The organism is Candidatus Magnetobacterium casense, assembly GCF_000714715.1.
Classification (GTDB): domain Bacteria; phylum Nitrospirota; class Thermodesulfovibrionia; order Thermodesulfovibrionales; family Magnetobacteriaceae; genus Magnetobacterium; species Magnetobacterium casense.
In genome coordinates this window covers 24647-43905 of the sequence record NZ_JMFO01000015.1, presented here as the reverse complement: position 1 = coordinate 43905, position 19259 = coordinate 24647, and the positions used below count along the sequence as shown (strand labels likewise).

The following is a 19259-nucleotide window of genomic DNA, read 5'->3' as shown; positions in this document are numbered from 1 at the left end:
TTATTGATTGCGCCCGCTCTATTGAACATTCTGCACCTGTTCCCGGAGTTGCTCCGTTTGCAGCTTCAGTTCTGTGGCCAAGGTCTTGATCTCAAAGTCATCGACCTTGGCCGTTATCGTATTTGCCTCTCTGTAGAGTTCCTGTAAAATAAAGTCGAGCTTTTTACCTATTTTATCATTTATTGAGATATTTTTTCTAAACTGTTTGATATGGCTTCCCACCCTTTCGATCTCTTCTGATATATCTATTTTTTCGGCATAAACAGCGGCCTCCTGCAATATCCTGGAGTCATCAATGTTGAGGTCATCGAGCAGTTGTCGCATCTTTTGTTTTGTCTTGTCAAACAGCCTTGCTGTGGCACCGGTGCTCAGTGCCGATATCTTACCTATGAGTTCCTCCATGTAGTCAACGTGGGGCAGTATCTCCTGCAGGAGCAGTTGTCCCTCCTGCATTCTCATCTGCATGAGCATAGTTATTGCTTCAGCGAAGGCTGTCATCAGGGCCGTTTCCTCTACCTCTTTGGCATCGTTGACGAGCGAGTCTTTAAATGCAAAGACGGTAGCGATGTCTATCTCACCTCCGAGGCCAAAATCGCTTTTGAGTTGTCTCAAGACGGCTACCGCATTTTTAATAAAGTCATTGTTTATGGTGAGTGTATTTTCGGTTGTAACAGTTACAAAGACATCTATGCGCCCTCTGGAGAAGTTTTTTTGCAGTAATCTCCGCATTGGCATTTCATATTTAAGCAGTGAGGGGGGCGCCTTTATGGTTATATCCAGGAACCTGTGATTGAGCGAGCGCATTTCAACCTTTATGTTGCCGTTGTGGYCTTTTTTCGTTTCGGTTTGTTTCCGGTGGTGYTTCACTGTGGCTTACGCCATAACCGGTCATGCTCTGTATCATTGTATCAGGCGGATGTAATCTTCAATCCTTGCGATGCCGACAACGCCCTGTTGGCCATCGGAGAGCCGCCTCCACAGCGCCTCACCCTTTTCGATTTCCCCGTCTCCGATGATTATCACAAAGGCAACATTAAATCTGTCTGCCATTTTGAGGTGTTTCTTTAAGGGCATGTTGCCTTCACCACAGAGGGCACTAATACCTTTTATCCGTAGGATATCACACAGGGGTAACGATATCAATTCGGCATCCTTACCCAAGGGTGCGAAGTAAAACTGTTGCGGGAGACGACAGATGGTACCGGGATTATCTATGAGTTCGGCCATGCGCTCCATGCCCAGGGCAAATCCTATGGCTGCCGTGCCATGTGGGCCGCCAAACTCCTGCACAAGGTTGTCGTACCTGCCCCCTGCTATAACGGCCTTCTGTGCACCCAGGCGTTGGGTGGTTATCTCAAATGTTGTCCTTGTGTAGTAATCCAACCCTCTGACTATCATGGGGTTTTCCACGAAGGAAATACCCAGGGCATAGAGCAGGTCCTTTAGTCTCTGGTGGTGTTGCCGGCAGTTGTCGCAGATGTAGTCGAGGATGCTTGGGGGAGAGCCCCTGAGGGCGATACACGCCTCATTTTTACAGTCAAGCAGTCTCAAGGGATTGTTCTTGAGGCGCACCTTGCAATCGTTACACAGATGCTCCTCCTTTGCCGAAAAAAATGCCACAACTTCATCCCTGAACCGCGGACGACACTCCGCACAACCGATAGAGTTTATCTCAAGCGTGGTATCGTTTATCCTGAGTCTTTTGAGCAGGACGTTGAGCATCGACAGCATTTCGGCATCCACCTTGGGACTTGCACTGCCAAAGACCTCTGCGCCGAGCTGGTAGAACTGTCTGAAACGCCCCTTCTGTGGTCTTTCGTACCTGAACATCGCCCCGGCATAGTAAAACCTCTGGGGTGCGGGCAGGGTGTGAAGGTTGTTTTGCACGTAGCATCTCACCACGGAGGCAGTACCCTCAGGACGCATACTGATACTTCGACCACCGCGGTCGTTAAACGTATACATCTCCTTATCCACGATATCGGTGCTCTGACCGATGCTCCGGGTAAAGACCTCCGTGTACTCTATAACGGGAATCCGGAGTTCGCTGAACCCATACAGGGTAAAGACCTCACGGGCCGTATCCTCTATGGTTTGCCACCGGTAGACCTCCGGTGGATATATGTCTGCAACCCCCTTGAGGGTGTTATATTTGCTCAAGTTCCTTTCTCGACCCCTCCTGTCTCGACCCTTCCTGTCTTGCCCCTTCTTGTGTCCTATCTCCCCAGAAGTCTGATTCGCCCTCTCGCTCCTTGTCAAACTCTATCTCTCTGAGCAGTTTGTCTACGAGTCGCTTGATCTCTTCCTTGAAATGCCGTCTGATACCCCGGAGGTCAACGATGTCCTCGTGTATTTTTACGACTTTTTCCTGTGCCCTTTTTATTATCTCATCGGATTTGAGTTCGGCCTCTCTGGTAATCAGCTCGGCCTCTTTCCTTGCATTGGCCTTGTAGGCTTCTATCATCTGTTGTGCCGTTATGAGGGTTTCCCTGAGGGTGGTTTCCATGTTCTTGTGTTCCCTCAACTGCCCCTCTATGATGTGCAACTGTTCCTTTAATGACGTGTTTTCCCTGAGTAACTCCTCCATCTCTTCCCGTAGTACCTCTAAAAACGCGTACACTTCCTCAATATCAAATCCCCTGAATTTCACTGGAAACTGCTTTTGCTGGATATCCAGCGGTGTTATCCTCATTCATGGCCTCCTTTTCAAGCCTTGTTCAATGCCCTATTGAAAACAACATTATTTACATGAAATGATATCACATATGTATCCAAAAAGTCATCACATTAAAAAAAATTTCAAAAAAAAAGATAATAACACATCAGGGTTTTTGTATTTATAATGGATTTGGTACAATTAAAAGGTTCATTAGGATAAATAAATGGAGGATATATGAATGCAGCAAGGAAACGGATATTGGTAACGGGTGGGGCCGGTTTTTTGGGGTCGCATCTGTGTGAGAGGCTCTTGGCCGCAGGTAATGAGGTCATCTGCCTGGATAACTTCTACACGGGACGGAAGGAGAACATTGTGCATCTGATGGAGGACAGGTATTTTGAGATACTGCGCCACGACATATGTTTTCCGCTCTACGTGGAGGTCGATGAGATATACAACCTTGCCTGTCCGGCCTCTCCGGTGCACTACCAGTTTGACCCGGTGCAGACGACAAAGACGTCCGTCCACGGGGCAATAAACGTGCTGGGGTTGGCAAAGAGGCTTAAGATCAAGATACTGCAGGCCTCAACGTCGGAGGTCTACGGCGATCCGACAGTCCACCCACAGACGGAAGACTACTGGGGCAACGTCAACCCCATCGGTATGCGTGCGTGTTACGACGAAGGCAAGCGGTGTGCCGAAACGCTGTTCTTTGACTATCACAGGCAGCACAAGATGAGGGTGAAGGTGGCCAGGATTTTTAACACGTATGGGCCGCGTATGCTCCAGAACGATGGCCGTGTAGTCAGCAACTTCATCGTTCAGGCCCTGCGAGGGCAGGACATCACGGTCTATGGCAAGGGACAGCAGACGCGCAGCTTCTGTTACGTCGATGACCTCGTCGATGGCCTGATCAGACTCATGAATAGCCCTGATGACTTCACAGGTCCGGTCAACCTCGGCAATCCCGGTGAGTTCACCATACTGGAGCTTGCACGGAAGGTACTGGAGATGACCGGTGCCAGTTCCAGGATAATATACGGGCCACTTCCCCCCGATGACCCCACGCAGAGACAACCAAACATCACCCTTGCCAGGGACGTCCTGAACTGGCAACCCCTGGTGTCACTGGATGAGGGACTGGCAAAGACTATAGCATACTTTAAGGTGCTCCTGCAGCTTTAACAAAGGGAGACGTTATGGCCCTGGCAACAATACGCCTGACGCTGTCCTATGATGGCACACACTACCACGGGTGGCAGGTACAGCCCGCAACAGAGACCATTCAGGGACGTATAGAGCGCTCCCTGCGGAGAATCACCTTAAAAGACGTTACCCTCATAGGGGCAGGCAGGACAGACGCCGGCGTGCATGCCCTCGGTCAGGTTGCCGCCTTTAGCGTCGATACACATCTGCCCCCGCACACCATCATGAGGGCGCTTAACGCCATCCTGCCCGCAGACATACGCATCCTTGATGCCGGTTATGCCCCCGATGGGTTTCATCCGCGTTTCAGCGCAAGGGCAAAACGCTATGCCTACGTGATATCAATGGGTGGCGCTGTGAGTCCATTCCTGTACCGCTATTGCTGGCATATCGGTCATCCCCTGGATGTTACGGCCATGGCCACGGCTGCCGGGACCCTCACTGGCAAGCACGACTTCAAGTCCTTCTGCGCCTCCGATACGGATATCAAGACAACCATCAGGGAAGTCACCACCCTGGGGGTAGAGCAGTTGCCTCTGTTGCGATTTATGGACTTTGGCATTGCCGGGGATTTTCTCAGGGTGAGCATTGAGGCCGATGGCTTTCTGCGCCACATGGTGCGAAACATCGTGGGCACACTCGTAGCCGTCGGTAGGGGCAGGCTTAATCACGAAGGTGTAAGAGACATCCTGGAGGCCAAGGACCGCCGTCGTGCTGGAGAGAACGCACCTGCAAGGGGGTTGTTTCTGGAACGGGTCTTTTACTGACTCATCGCTATTGCTGATACAGTCAAGTCTGACACGATCCATACAGGTCTACAAATTAAACTTGTGCCACAAAGCCATCAGCCTGCCCATTAGTTTCTTTATCCGCTTGGCAAACACTATCTTGTCCACGCTAAAATTATTTAAGCCTACATCTAAAATCCACTGAAAATCCCTCTTTAGATGTGCCCAACATATCTGCATTCCTCCATTGTGATATTTTGTGTATGCACCCCACCTATCCACACAGAGTATGCCGTCATACGTTGCTCCTAAAACATCAACTAATGTCTTGTAACCACGACTTGCACCAACCCTGAAATATATGAAGGTGGAGGTAACAAAAACCCATAGCCACCTATCTCTCAAACCAGTTTCGTCAGCATTAATAACTGGTTCGTTTGGTAATGTGCTCTGCAACTCTTTATCTACTGGTTCTAAGGCATCGGACATCTCTTCCAATAATGTCTGGACGGCAACCAAGACATATGTTAACCCCCAACAGTATACTACAGACGTCTACCGCACCACGTCTACTTATTATGATGTACCGCTGTTAGATACGCAATGATAGAGGCTAACCTTGGACCAAAATCCGACTTTGCAATCTCAGCAGGCATCTCTGCCTTGGTGATATGCCCACAACTACATTCCACTGAATGGCAACGATATTGCCGTTACTTCAGGCTCTATTGGAGGTATCTCCGTCACTTGTTTCCTATGTACCTTACCTGTACCTACCTGAGGTAACGCCTCATTACAACACTGGCATCTCTCTGGATATATGTCTACTATATGGTCTACTTCTTCAGGTGGTAACATCTCTCGATTGCTACCTTTATGTCCAGGCTGGCCTCCAGCCTTGCGTTTGCTCTTGTTTACCTTTTGCTCTTTGTCTTTACCACCTTTGAAACCATCTGTTGATGGTGGTTTGGATGAATTTTGGGAATTCTTCTCTAAACTGGCTATCTTCTCTTTGGTAGTCCTGCACAAGTAGTGATACATGTAGACTAAACCCTTATTACTCAATAGTCCATGAAAATGAACATCACCTGCCCTTTGCACTTCTGGATTCCTGCTTACGCAGGAATGATACAGACGAGCTAAAAAGCCATTCCATGTCATTCCCACGAAAGTGGGAATCCATCTTTAAAAACAGCATTAAACGCCTAATTAGGAAAAACCACCAAAGAATAGTATCACTACCTCTGCAGGACTACCCAAATGCGATTGCCCTGCACCACTCTGAATCCTCCCATTGACCACTTAATATTTTATGCTAACATAACCCTCAAGAAAAAAAATCAGGGAGGTTTGTGACATGTCTGAGGGGATAGACAATCTGTTTCAGGATGCCGATGGCAAGCAACACACACAGTCAACCGCCACCACTGGCACGTGGAAGGTACTGATAGTCGATGATGAACCGGGGGTGCATGAGGTAACACTGATGATACTGAGGTCTTTGGTTGTTGAAGGCAGGGCATTGGAGTTTATCAGCGCATATACGGGCAAGGATGCAATGCGGGAGATCGCAAACAATCCCGATACCGCCCTCATATTCCTGGATGTTTTTATGGAAAATAACCATGCCGGCCTCGATGTCGTAAAACACATACGGGAGACACTAAAGAACAAGTTTGTCAGGATAATCCTGCGCACAGGGCAGCCGGGATTTGCCCCCGAAGAAACCATCATCGTGGATTACGACATAAATGATTACAGGGAGAAAAATGAGCTTAACAGACAAAAGCTGATAACCTGTACGGTGGCAGCCATCAGGTCATACAGGGACATCATGATGATAAGCGGCAACCTGCGTGCCCTGCAGAGGTTGGTGGAGTCGTCAAGGTCGCTCTTTGACGTAAACCTTATAGAGAACTTTTTCTCCGAGGTGCTGGTACGGTTGAATTCGATCCTGACGCTGGATGCCAACACACCGGCAGACGTGTACTCGAGCCTCCTGACCGACAACAGTATTGACGATCTCGTGGTTATCAGCGGTACCGGTCTGTATGAAAACTCTCAGGACAAGAGGGTCAGAGATGTTGTCAGCACAGAGACGCTTGCAATGATCAAGAAGGCATTTGAAGACAACAACGACATCTATACCGAAAAACAGGCCGTTACATGTCTGAGAACTGGAGATGATATCAACAACCTGGTGTTTATAAACAACCTCAATGGTATCAGCCAGTGGGATAAGGAGCTGATAGGTATCTTCTGCGCTCATGCCTCGATGTATTTCGATAGTGTCAAGCAGCACAAGATGGAGCAATCCTTAAAGTTGTCCCATGAGATACAGATGAACATGCTGCCGGTAGATTTTTCGTCAGTAGGAACCAGATACGGGGTTGATATTTTTGCGTTTCTTCAGCCGGCGCGGGAGGTTGGCGGGGACCTGTATGACTTCTTCGGGATGGATGACGACCATCTCTGCATTGCCATCGGTGATGTATCGGACAAGGGGATACATGCCGCCCTTATAATGTCTGCTGCCAAGGTCACCCTCAGGGCCGTTGCCAGGTTGTATACGTCGCCTGAGACAATCCTGTCGGAACTCAACAAGGAGCTTTGTACGCAAAAATCAGGGATGTTTGTGACATTTTTCCTTGGAATTCTGGATGTCCGCACGGGAGAGCTGACCTTCAGCAACGCCGGGCACAATCCCCCCTATCTGCTGTACAACTCAGCGGAACCAAAGGAGATGAAGATCGAGTCAGGTTTTCCCCTTGGCGTTATTGAAGACTTTAAATACATAAAGGAAATCGTATCGCTTAAAAAGGGCGATGGCATCTTTATATACACCGACGGGGTAACGGATGCCAGGGATATGAAGAAGGCATCATTTACGGCGCATCCTCTGATGGACCTGCTTAGTGCAAATAACGGCGGTAGTGCAAATCAACTCGTAGGTCGCATCGAATATGCCCTGAAGACATTCATCGGTGAAGCCCCTCAGTTTGACGACATAGCAATGCTGGCGTTGTTTACAAATTGCCAACTGCCGTGTTAGCATAGATAGCGTTGAGCACAAAATATGTAGGAGTAGAATTATTATGATTGTACAGGGTGTAAAATCTAAAAAGCCTAAAAAACCATTAGGTGAAGTGTTGCTTGAGGCTGGCGTGATAAATCAGATAGAGCTATCGACTGCCCTTGCCGAACAAAAGAAGACAAAACATAAGTTGGGTAAGGTTCTTACAGACCTGGGCTATACGAGCGAAATGGAGATCGTTCAGTGTCTGGCACAAAACATGGGCTATGACTATCGGGAGCTTGACACCGAGGAGATAGACAAGGACCTCCTGCAGGTACTTCCGGCCAGGATAGCCGAAAAACACCTTGTGTTTCCATTAAAAACCGACGGCAGGGCGATAACCATAGCCATGTGTGACCCCCTTGACGTAGGTGCGATAAAGGACATATCGTTTGTAACCGGCAAGAACGTCAGTCCGGTTGTCTCAACGCTCACGGAGATCAGAAAGGCCATACAGCAGCATTATCATGGCAAGAAAATGCCAAAGCTTGGGGAGTTGCTTGTAGAGGCAAGGATATTGCACCCCGATCAACTGAATGTGTGTCTGGAGAAACAAAAGACTACCAAGAAGAAACTCGGAGACATTATCGTACAACTGAATCTGGCCACGGAGATGGACATTGCCAGGGCATTGTCACAGCAATTGAATATCCCATACGTAAACCTTGAAAAGGTAGGGATATCGGATAAGGCCCTCGAAATGATCAGCCGAGACATAGCCCTTGCAAATGTATTAATCCCAATAAATATAAACAAAAGGGCCATTGAAGTGGCCATGGCTAACCCCATGGATAGCGACGCCATCAGGGAGATAAAATATATCGCCAACAGAGACGTAGATGTGGTCTTGTCCACCCCAAAGGAGATCAGAGAGGCCATCAGGCAATACTATGCTGGGATATTGGGCAACAAGGTTGGCGAGATCATACTGGCAGAGGACTTTGACGAACTTCAGGGACAGTACAGCAGGGACAAAGGTAAAACGGAAGGCATACTGGATATTAAAAGCGATCGGATTGAGGTAGCCCCTGATGTTGGCAGTCTGTTGGCTGAGAGTGAATCGCCTCCTGTGATAAAGCTTGTCAACAAGATATTACTCACTGCCATAAAGAGTGGGGCCAGCGACATTCACCTGGAACCCTCCGAAAAAGACTACAGCGTACGTCTGAGGACGGATGGTATCATGGTTACCCTTACGCATTTATCCAAGGCCCTTCAGAACCCTACTATATCGAGAATAAAGATAATGTCCAAGCTCGATATTGCCGAGCGCAGGGTGCCACAGGATGGCGGGATAAAGCTGAGACTCGATAACAAGGAAGTTGACCTCAGAGTTTCAACGTTGCCCACGCATTATGGCGAAAAAATCGTTATGAGGGTACTGGACCCCACGGCGGCCAATCTGTCGATACACGAAATCGGCCTTAACGCCAAGGATCACACCGCCGTTGTGAGTATGATAGACAAGCCCCAGGGTATAGTCCTGGTTACCGGTCCTACGGGAAGCGGCAAGAGCTCGACACTGTATGCCGCCCTGAACCATATATTAAACGACAAGATAAACATCATAACGCTTGAAAATCCCGTGGAGTATTCCGTCAAGGGGATCACCCAGGTAAACATCAACGAAAAGGTCGGTCTTACGTTTTCGTCTTCTCTTAGGGCGGTGTTGAGGCAGGACCCCGACGTCATCATGGTGGGTGAGATGAGGGACCCCGAAACGGCGGAGATCGCCATACAGGCCTCCATCACGGGTCATCTCGTCCTGAGCACCCTGCACACCACCACGGCCGTGGGGGCCGTTACGCGACTCAAGGGGATGGGGATTAAGAGCTACTTCCTGGCCTCCTCACTAAACGGTGTCATTGCGCAGAGGCTCGTCAGAAAGCTCTGTAACCACTGCAAGGTGCAGTATGAACCCTCCGATGAAGAGCTACTGTTTCTGATGGTCAAGGGCACAATAGACCCCAGTGTTGCGCGGTTTTACAAGCCCGCCGGTTGCAGCTCCTGTGGCAACACCGGTTATCGTGGCAGGGTCGGGATATTTGAGATACTGTCGGTGAACTCATTGATCAGAAAGATCATCTACGATGACTCTAGCACGGAAAACGCATTTGCCCGTGCAGCCACAGAGTCGGGCATGAATAGCCTCAGAGAGGACGGCCTCAAAAAAATCATGATGGGCATTACCTCAGTCGAGGAGGTGCTGAGGGTTACGGCCGCCATCGCAGAGGGCGAAATAGTCGTATGTAGCAAGTGTCGTGAGCCGTTGAGTTCCGAATACACCTTCTGTCCGTACTGCAGCACCGGTCTCAAGCACAAGTGTCCAAAGTGCGGTATGCAGAGAAACGAGCAGTGGAAGTTCTGCCCCTTCTGTAACGAAACATTTGCACAGTGAGAGGCTTACTCCCCTCTCAACAACTGGGCAAAGTCGTCTGCGGGGACGGCCTTGCTGATCAGGAACCCTTGAATCTCATCGCAGTTGAGGCTGCGCAACACCTCCAGTTGTTCGTTGGTCTCCACCCCCTCGGCTATTACCCTTAAGCGGAGGTTGTGTGCCATATCAATGATGGTCTTTACGATTGTCAGGTCGTCGGGATTGGTCGTAATTTCCTGGATAAAACCCTTGTCTATCTTTAGCTTTTTAAACGGCAGGTGCTTGAGATAACTCAGCGACGAATATCCGGTGCCAAAATCATCTATCGTCACCAGGACGCCCATGTAATTGAACTGCCGCAGCATTGCTATTGTGTTGTCCAGGTTCTGCATGCAGAAGCTCTCGGTGAGTTCAAGTTCCAGGTAGTGTGGGGTCAACTGTGTATCATGGATAACCTTCAAGACCACCTCTGCCAGGCTGTATTGCCTGTAGACCTGCTTGAGTGAGACGTTGACTGCCATAACGACGGGCGGTAATCCCATACCCTGCCATGCTACGTTTTGTTGACAACTGTTGCGCAGCACCAACTCACCAAGTGGTACAATTAACCCTGTGTCTTCTGCCAGCGGTATAAAGGAATTTGGATAGATCAGCCCCAGTGTGGGGTGCTGCCAACGCACAAGCGCCTCCGCTCCGATAATCTTGCCGGTCTTGATCTCTATCTGCGGCTGATAGTGGATTACAAGTTCGTTGCGTTCGATGGCCAGACGCAGCTCATTCACCATCCTGAATCGCTCACTATGGGAGGCGTCCATATCGGTCTTAAAGCGGGCGTATCCGTTTCTTCCACCGAGTTTGACGTGATTCATAGCCGTCTCCGCACAGTTGAGCAGTCCCTCTGAGCTGTCTGCATCATCTGGGTAGATGCTTATACCGATGCTAGCAGTGGCACTGTAATTGCTACCGCCAAGGTCAAAGTTTTCACTCAGGGAATTTAATATCTTATTGGCAATAGTCTCTGAATCACCTGCATCTTTTATGTTTGTAAGGATTACCATGAACTCATCCCCATTCATACGGGCAATAGTGTCTGCTTCGCGGACGTTTTTCATAAGGCGACTGGCAATGGTCTTTAAAAACAGGTCTCCCACATCATGCCCCATGGCGTCGTTAATGTTCTTGAAGTTATCCATGTCCAGGTAAATAACCGCAAAGAGATAGCCATAACGCTTTGCGGTTCTTGCTTCGTACTCAAGGCGGTCAAGAAACAACACCCTGTTGGGCAGACCGGTCAGGGTGTCATAGTTTGTCATGTACTGTAGTTTATCCTCTATGAGTTTACGCTCAATAATGGCCGATAAGGTGCCTGCAACGGATAGCAGGAAATCTTCCTCCAGTGTTGTTCTTACGTGTCCAGCCTTTGTGTAGAGGTTAATAATCCCCAGTACCTTATCACCTGACTTTATCGGCACACAGTAATGCCCGTGTTGGTGCATCCCCTCATACACGATGCTGTGCCGCTCATCCAAAGAATCTGCAAACACCACCTCACCGGTACTTGCCGCCAGTCCACACAGACACTTGCCAAGGGGCAGGTAGTTACACGTCTTGTACAGGCGCGGAGAGAACCCCTTATGGGTCTTGATTACAAGCGTCTCACGCTTTTCGTCCATCAGGAATATGCACCCCGTTGCCTTGTCCGACAGCCAGGGGACGTTGCTTATGATGTTGAGGGTCCTCTCCATGTGTTCCTGAAAAGACAACGAACTCAGTGACAGTTGTAAGATAGAGTTTATGGTGTTTTGGATCAGATAGTTCTGTGTTAATCGCTCTTCGTTTTCTTTCCGTATAATTATTTCGGCAATTATGTTTGCAATTCCCTTGAGAAATCCCTCCTCTTCCTTATTCCACTCATACTCTTCTGTGACGTACAGGGTGAACACCCCCAGCAGTCTGACGTCTGAGATTATCGGGATACAGTAATGCCCATGAGGCACCATCCCTTCATAACGGATATCATGGCTGACGTCCTCTGCCGCTGTGGTAAAAATGACCTTGGCAGTGGCGGCGGCTCGCCCGCACAGACATTGACCAACCTGGATGTTCGAGCATGTCATGAGCTGTTGCTCTGATAAGTTATGATGCGCTACGATTGTCAATCTGTCTGAATTGCCTTGTCTGAGGAATATGCAACCCTTTGCCTGCACTGATATTCCCGGCAGCAACAGTATGAAGTTCAGTATCCGTTCTAATTGCTTATCAAGGGACATGGAAAACATCGATACCTTCATAACGAGATTTAACACCTCCTGCAACTGTGATTGCTGAAGTATCTTGTCATCTTTTCCGACTGACTCCTCAATGGTATCCTGCAGGTGTTTTTGTGTCTCCCAGTTAAAAAGTCTGATTACTCCGACTACGGAGATGGCCGCAATGGCTGCACATATAGCCCTGAAAACCTGCACAGGAACCTTCACCACCGAAAGAAACGTATCGGTGTTGAGCACGTTTGAGGGAAAAAAAACACCCCTGGAAACAACCAGACCACCCAGAACGGAATATGCCAAAAACGCACCCCCTGCCAACAGAAAATATCGGTTGACGTGCAGAGGCTTTTTGACATTTTCTTTGATATGGCGGTAGCAGTAGAAACCTATAGCGGTAAGGAGAGCGCCGGGAAATGCCAGAAAATACCTTGCCAGTATCTGTCCCGTCTGCCAGGGTTGTCCTGAGAAATAGGAAAGGAGGGAGATAAAAAGCAGTATCCCCGCCGTAATCCGCCATTTGAACATTGAGACATCTTTATTGATGGTGGACAACCGTATGCCAAACTCAAACAAGAATACGTATGAAGTCAGAAGGCAACACAAACTCAGGGTTTTAAAAATAGTATCTTGTGGGTGAAGAAGCGACAGCATGTCCAACCACTCGTTTATCCCGTGGATCAGTGCAAAGGCGGCCAAAAGCCCGATAATACGCGCAAGCTTAAGGACACTCCCACGCCTGGATTGAACAAGGATCGACACCCCCATAAAAACAAAGGACGCCCCATACAACAGAAACACTATATCCAGATTATAAAGAAACCACTGTTGCACTTGCGCCAACGACCTCTCCTTTTATAATATACCCCTTTATCCCTGTGACATCCTCAATCGCACCCTGGATTGTTACACCTTAACAACAATAGTGGTAACAACCCTTATGATAATTTAGCAATAACCAGACAAAAAAAGCAATATGTCAGAACAACAGGGCAATCGCACTTGAGAATTTTATGAATTGTGTAATAAGTAAGCGAGCATAAGTAGCTACAACAAGCAGGAAGGGGTCAAGGGGGCTGGCCCCCTTGCGGGGGGTTCGGAGCCGCCCCTTTTTGCGGCGTTGGTATCAGAACACGGACATATCGCCCCCTTCTATGAGCTTATCGATATCCAGCAGAATGATCAGTCTGTCGGCGAGTTTTGCTATACCGTTGATGAACTCGGTCGATATATCCGTTGCCATAGGTGGGGTTGCCTCCACGATGGTTGCGGGCACTCTAAGCACCTCGGAGACGGAGTCCACGACCATACCCATCGTAATACCCCTGATATCTACAATCATGATCCTCGCATCGCTATCGTTGTCAATCTCTGCTATTCCGAATTTTTTTCTCAGATTGACCACGGGTATTACCTTACCGCGGAGGTTTATTACACCCTCAACATACTGGGGCGAGTTGGGAACTATGGTTATAACCGTCATTCTGTTGATTTCCTGTACCTTAAGGATATCCACGGCATACTCTTCACTGCCCAAGGTAAAGGTAACCAGTTGTAATACACCATCTATTGGTGTGAAAGCCTCCATAAAAATCTCCCTCGTTGTTCGTTTGATATGTTATTCTTACCCCCGGCTACATGGGGGTATGGTCATAGCGGCCCTATATAGAGTTAATAATCTCTCCGGCCACCTCGGCTAAAGATACTATTTTATCGGCGATTCCGGCATCCACTACGGCCTTTGGCATACCGTAGACGACACAACTTTCCTCATCCTGGGCAATGGTTCTGCCATCGCTTTCCTTTATGGCCTTCATTCCCTTCAGTCCGTCGTTGCCCATGCCCGTGAGGATAACCCCCAGGCAGTTGCCCGGATACAGTTGTGCAACGGACAGCATCATGACATCAACCGAGGGTTTGTATATATACTCGTTGCTTTCCGATATGCTAATGTACTTCTCTATCCCCTTTTTCACAATACTCATATGCCCGCACCCCGGGGCAATATAGACGATGCCGCTCTGGAGCCTTTCGCCGTTTTTGGCCTCCCTGACGCAGACCTGACTGAGTTGGTTCAATCTTTCGGCAAATGGGCCGGTGAAGCTGTGCGGCATGTGTTGAGAGATCACAATGGGTATGCTTATGTTTTTGGGCAGCATCGGCACGATTGACTGCAATGCCTTGGGGCCTCCGGTGGAGGTGCCGATGGCTATGATGTTCATACGTTTTGAGGAAGTAAACTGCACGTTCTTTGCCGTTGACGGATGTGCGGTAATCTTTGAAGAGGCCTTTGAGGTTTTTTTAGGTATCTTTAAGCCTTTTGAACCGATCTGTTTTATTTTATCTATGAGCATAAGTTTGATATTTACTATATTAACGGATAACTCGGAGAGATTTTTAGGGATAAAGTCTACTGCCCCCATATCCAGGGCATCCAGCGTAACCTTGGCGCCATCGGTGGTCAGCGAACTGACCATAATAACCGGCAGGGGGGACTTCTCCATTAATATCTTCAGGGTTTCAATGCCGTTCATTCTGGGCATTTCGACATCCAGTGTCACGATATCGGGCTTAAGGGTTGCAACCTTCTCTATTGCCTCTACACCATCACGGGCAACCCCCACGACCTGGATATCGGGATCGGAGGCCAGCATAGTTTTAATAGCATTTCTCATAAACGCTGAGTCATCAACGATCAACACACGTATGTATTTTCCCGGTTTTTCCATTGGCCTACTATGCCTGTGCCTACTTGTGTCCCTGCAAGGTAGAGCTGAACATCACCGACGGGTCTATGATCAAGACCACCTTACCGTCGCCCGTTATCGTAGCCCCTGCTATGCCGTCTGCACTGTTTGAGAATCCCTCTATTGATTTTATGACCACCTCTTCCTGCCCGTACAGTTTGTCTACCATCATGCCAAATTTCTTTTCGTTGACCACAATGACGACCATGTAGACCTTCTCCGTACCATTTGCCGATGCGGACATGAGATAGAACTTGTTTGCCAACCTGTATACTGGCACGACCTCGTCTCTGAGTAGTACGGTCTCCTGCCCCCTGATGGTCTTTATGTCCTTCTTGTCCAGGCGCACCGTTTCAACAACCGAAGACAACGGAACCGCAAAGACTTCATCCGCCACGCCAACCATCAGCGCCTGGATAATTGCAAGAGTCAGCGGCAGACGCAACAAGAACCTTGTTCCCTGTCCCACCTCTGTTTCGATGCTGATGGAGCCGTTGAGCTTGGAGATATTGGTTTTTACAACGTCCATTCCTACGCCGCGCCCTGAGACATCCGTTACCTGCTTGGCCGTTGAAAAACCCGGCAGGAATATGTAATCCAGTACCTCTTTATTGGACAGCCGCTCTATCTCATCCTGGGAGGCAAACCCTTTTTCTACAATCTTTTCTTTCAGTTTATCTACATCTATTCCCTTACCGTCATCCTCTATGGACAGCACGATGTTGTTGCCCTCCTGATAGGCCGACAGTATGACGGTTCCGTGACGGGGCTTACCGGCTTCCTCTCTGACAGCGGGCAGTTCAATGCCGTGGTCTGCGGCGTTTCTGATCAAGTGCACCAGGGGATCGCCGACCTCTTCGATGATCGACTTGTCCAGCTCCGTCTCCTCGCCGACAAGACGCAGTTCTACCTCTTTTTTCATAGTCCTGGCCAGGTCTCTTACCATGCGGGGAAACTTGTTAAAGACCTTTTTCACCGGCTGCATTCTTGTTTTCATAACCGCCAGTTGCAGGTCGGTCGTTATGAGGTTGATAAAGGCGGTCAACTCCGACAGGTGTGAGACGTCTGCCGTTTCGGAGTATTTGATGTCGAGGTTGGCCACGAGCTTCATGAGTCTGTTTCGGGCAAGCACCAGTTCGCCAACGAGGTTTAGCACGTTATCGAGTCTCTCCACGTCCACCCTGATGGTTTGCTCTACCTGTTGTGGTTGTCCCTTATCGGATGGTGTAGCTTGTTTGGCGAGTACTTTTTTTACGTCTTCCTTGGATGCCTTCTCTGTGGCAGTCAGGATTTCGCCAACCTTGGGTATATCTCCCGTATCTACGGACTCCTTTATCATTGACTGTATGGTGAGGGCCTCTTCCACATCGTCCTCGGAGACCTTGCCCTCCTCGATGAGTAGTTCGCCTAAGTGTTTGGGTGCCTTGGTCTCCTCCATTTCCTGAGATTCATGTTCTTCAAATTCCCCTGCGAAATTGCTCATGAGGTCTTCCTCGGGAGGCAGTTCTTCCTGTTCGTCTCTGGCAGGTGCGGCGCTCTGTGCAGGTGTCGGCTTACCACCTTCGGCAGAGGCACCGGCGTTGTCATAGATAACTTGCAGTTTGCCCATGATACCCGTGAGGTCTTCCTCTACGTCATCCTTTTGCTTTATGTGTTCAAGGAGTACCTTGACCATGTCTATTGATTCCAGGATCACGTCCATGATGTTAGGGGCCAGAAATATGTCTCCGTCTTTTATCTTTTTCAGGACGGACTCGGTGATGTGGGTAAGCTGCACCATCTGAGTAAACCCCAGAAACCCGGAGGCTCCCTTTATTGTATGTACAGAGCGAAATATATCATTTACAAGGGCCTGATTGTCCCTGTTTGTTTCCAACTCAACAAATTTCTGGTTAAGCTCCTCGATCAGCTCGGTGGTTTCTATCAGGAAGTCGCTTATTATCTCATCCATTTCATCAACCATGACAATCTCCTTTTAGGCCTGGTTGTATTTGGCCTCTATCTTTTTGCGTATAGCTTTTGTGTTTCATAACAAATCAGGCGTACACCGCATTAAAATCCAAACTCTGCAAGCAGGGCATCAACGTCCCCCTGGTCGGACATAATCCCCTCTCCTGCCTTAATCTGCGGCCCATGTACCTCTTCGGCTTGTTTCTCCTCTGCCTTTGTGGCATCGGCCTTGACGCCAAAGTACACCACCAACTGCAACAGTTGTTCTTCAAGCTCCTTGACAAGCCTGATCACCTTTTTGAGTATCTGCCCCGTCAGGTCCTGGAACTCCTGTGCCAGCATGATCTCAAAGAAATCATTGCTGATCTCGGCCAACTCCGTCTTTATGAAGCTCAGAGAGAGTGTTTCATCGGCGTGTGTACAGTCCAGGGCATTGAGCTTACCCTCGACAGAGTCCAGCTTATCCATCAACACGGAGAGCTTGGACTGGTTCTTTTCGGCTATTCCGATGGTCTTACCTGCCGCCTCATCGGTCCTGGTAATCACCCACTCCAGTTTGTCTGTCATTTCGGGCATATCATCATGTGCGATATCGTGCAGACGGGGGTCGATCATCTGTTTGAAATCTTTAAAGGAGTCGTGCAGTCTGCGGGTCATCTTGCCAACCTCTGAGAACAGGTCGCGTTCACCGTAGCTTGAGATCGCCATAATGGCGCGTTCAGCCTTTTCGGTATCACCATCAGCGAAGGCCTCTATAAGCCCCTGGACCTCTGCCATTATCTTATCGACGAGGCCTTTTTCACCGCCCCTGTCCACAATTGATTTCTCAAAGGCCTCCTTGACATCCTGTACGAATCTCCCTCCACCTTTTTGTGTAGCAATGTCGTTGTCGGATATGGGTTCGGTGGCTTCCTTGTTTTCAACCTCTCCAATGTTGTTATCATCAACCCCGCAGGTATCGTCCCCTGGTGTATCTGCGGCAGCCATCATCACAAGGTCTTCCTTGTTGAGCATGTTTGCAAGTTCTATGATGAGCACCATTCTGTTGTCGCCGATATTGGCAACCCCTCTGAGACATTCGTCCGAATGTCCTTTGCAGACGAGTTCTATGTCCCTTTTGATGACATCATCTTCGATGTTCATCACACCGGTGATGGCATCCACTTTTACGCCAAAGGTCACCCTGCCGATGTTGGTGACAATGACGTTGCCTTTGGTGTCTGAGTCATCGCTGTCAAGGCCGAGCTTTCTCTTGAGGTCTATGACCGATATCGTCTTTCCTCTGAGGTTGATAATGCCAAGGACGTGTTGGGGTGTGTGTGGCAGTTTGGTAGTCTGTGTAGGTTTCATGATCTCCTGTACCACAAGTATAGGGATCACGTACTCCTCCCTGCCCAGATTAAACCCTATGTACTGCGCCATTGATATATCCCGCCGGCTCTGCTGTCCTGGTGTGTTGTCAATGTGACTACTTCTTCAGCTTTTCAAATATCTTTTCGATTTTCTCCTTGAGGACTTCTGCGGTGAAGGGTTTTATGACGTAGTTGTTTACGCCTGCCTTGACGGCCTCAACCACCTGTTCTTTTTCGGCCTCGGCAGTAACCATGAGCACGGGCATTGATTTTAGCTTTGCATCGCTTCTTACCCTCTTGAGTAGCTCCAGTCCTGAGACGTTAGGCATATTCCAGTCAGTGACAAGGAAGTCAAAGCCGCCTGTCTTGAGCTTATTAAAGGCCTGTTCGCCATCTTCGGCCTCCTCGATCTTGTCAAACCCCAGTTGTTTCAGGATGTTTTTCACTATTCTTCTCATCGTGGAAAAATCGTCTACCACCAGTATCTTCATGTTTTTATCATACATAACACAATACCTCCTTTATCGTTAGTGCTTTAGGATATTTTTTATATTTCTTATGACTGCCTCTGCAGTCACTGGTTTAACCATATAGCCATTGGCGCCGGCCTCAAAAGACAACTCTCTGTCAACGTCGTCATCCTCGGTGGTGATGAGCATAATCGGTATAGACTTAAAAGACGGGTCTGTTCTGAGGGTTCTGGTCAGTTCCAGACCATCCATGTAGGGCATGTTCAGGTCTGTGAGTATGAAGTCTATCTCGTTGTAGGCTAGTTTCTCTATTGCATCGAGGCCGTTTTCTGCATAGACAGGTTCATATCCGTTGCTTATCAGATAGAGTCCCAATATCTTTCTTGTTGTTCTATCGTCATCTACAATCATTATCTTCATACTCTGCTCC

At 48.7% G+C, this 19259-nt stretch carries 16 protein-coding genes; 4 read left to right on the top strand and 12 right to left on the bottom strand.

The annotated features are described in order from the left end of the window. Positions 1–18: 18 nt before the first annotated feature. From Mcas_RS09385 to Mcas_RS09375, 3 genes are read right to left on the bottom strand one after another with little or no spacing between them, the layout of a single operon-like run. Entirely contained in the window at positions 19–867 is an 849-nt protein-coding gene (locus Mcas_RS09385; protein WP_040335273.1) for a YicC/YloC family endoribonuclease, read from the bottom strand. A gap of 33 nt (positions 868–900) precedes the next feature. Further along, entirely contained in the window at positions 901–2160 is a 1260-nt protein-coding gene (gene hisS, locus Mcas_RS09380) for a histidine--tRNA ligase (RefSeq protein ID WP_040335272.1), read from the bottom strand. Further along, complete coding sequence (locus Mcas_RS09375) at positions 2147–2692, bottom strand: DivIVA domain-containing protein (RefSeq protein ID WP_052567093.1); 546 nt, start codon at positions 2690–2692, stop codon at positions 2147–2149. Before Mcas_RS09375 ends, hisS begins: the two co-directional genes overlap by 14 nt. Positions 2693–2893: 201 nt before the next feature. On the opposite strand from Mcas_RS09375, the gene Mcas_RS09370 reads away from it, so the two are divergent. Beyond that, on the top strand, positions 2894–3844 hold the full coding sequence (locus Mcas_RS09370; protein ID WP_040335271.1) for a UDP-glucuronic acid decarboxylase family protein: 951 nt from the start codon (positions 2894–2896) through the stop codon (positions 3842–3844). Between the two features lie 14 nt (positions 3845–3858). Further along, positions 3859–4632 (top strand): tRNA pseudouridine(38-40) synthase TruA, encoded by a 774-nt coding sequence (truA, locus tag Mcas_RS09365; protein WP_040335270.1) that lies wholly within the window; start codon positions 3859–3861, stop codon positions 4630–4632. A gap of 48 nt (positions 4633–4680) precedes the next feature. On the opposite strand, the gene Mcas_RS09360 is transcribed toward truA, so the two are convergent. Both Mcas_RS09360 and Mcas_RS09355 read right to left on the bottom strand, forming a co-directional pair. After that, positions 4681–5112 (bottom strand): IS66 family transposase, encoded by a 432-nt coding sequence (locus Mcas_RS09360; protein ID WP_040335269.1) that lies wholly within the window; start codon positions 5110–5112, stop codon positions 4681–4683. A 162-nt stretch (positions 5113–5274) separates the two neighbouring features. Next, a complete protein-coding gene (locus Mcas_RS09355; protein WP_040335268.1) occupies positions 5275–5694 on the bottom strand; it encodes a DUF6444 domain-containing protein in 420 nt (139 codons plus the stop codon). A 256-nt stretch (positions 5695–5950) separates the two neighbouring features. Between Mcas_RS09355 and Mcas_RS16695 the strand changes: the two genes are divergently transcribed. Next, entirely contained in the window at positions 5951–7645 is a 1695-nt protein-coding gene (locus Mcas_RS16695) for a SpoIIE family protein phosphatase (RefSeq protein ID WP_052567092.1), read from the top strand. A gap of 43 nt (positions 7646–7688) precedes the next feature. Further along, positions 7689–10067, top strand: a complete 2379-nt coding sequence (locus Mcas_RS09345; RefSeq protein ID WP_052567091.1) for an ATPase, T2SS/T4P/T4SS family — start codon at positions 7689–7691, stop codon at positions 10065–10067. A 5-nt stretch (positions 10068–10072) separates the two neighbouring features. Here Mcas_RS09345 and Mcas_RS16690 read toward each other — a convergent pair whose 3' ends face one another. The 7 genes from Mcas_RS16690 to Mcas_RS09310 form a co-directional block, all read right to left on the bottom strand. Then, positions 10073–13144, bottom strand: coding sequence for a bifunctional diguanylate cyclase/phosphodiesterase (locus Mcas_RS16690; protein ID WP_052567090.1), 3072 nt, complete (start codon positions 13142–13144; stop codon positions 10073–10075). Between the two features lie 292 nt (positions 13145–13436). Beyond that, a complete protein-coding gene (locus Mcas_RS09335; RefSeq protein ID WP_040335267.1) occupies positions 13437–13898 on the bottom strand; it encodes a chemotaxis protein CheW in 462 nt (153 codons plus the stop codon). A 73-nt stretch (positions 13899–13971) separates the two neighbouring features. After that, positions 13972–15039, bottom strand: a complete 1068-nt coding sequence (locus tag Mcas_RS09330; protein ID WP_040335266.1) for a protein-glutamate methylesterase/protein-glutamine glutaminase — start codon at positions 15037–15039, stop codon at positions 13972–13974. Positions 15040–15058: 19 nt separating this feature from the next. Beyond that, a complete protein-coding gene (locus Mcas_RS09325; protein ID WP_040335265.1) occupies positions 15059–17020 on the bottom strand; it encodes a chemotaxis protein CheA in 1962 nt (653 codons plus the stop codon). 89 nt (positions 17021–17109) lie between these two features. After that, positions 17110–18429 (bottom strand): protein phosphatase CheZ, encoded by a 1320-nt coding sequence (locus tag Mcas_RS09320; protein ID WP_040335264.1) that lies wholly within the window; start codon positions 18427–18429, stop codon positions 17110–17112. 46 nt (positions 18430–18475) lie between these two features. Then, on the bottom strand, positions 18476–18865 hold the full coding sequence (gene cheY / locus Mcas_RS09315; protein ID WP_040335263.1) for a chemotaxis response regulator CheY: 390 nt from the start codon (positions 18863–18865) through the stop codon (positions 18476–18478). Between the two features lie 21 nt (positions 18866–18886). Beyond that, positions 18887–19249 carry a response regulator gene (locus Mcas_RS09310; RefSeq protein ID WP_040335262.1) on the bottom strand — a complete coding sequence of 121 codons (363 nt, stop codon included), beginning with the start codon at positions 19247–19249 and terminating at the stop codon, positions 18887–18889. Positions 19250–19259: the final 10 nt, after the last annotated feature.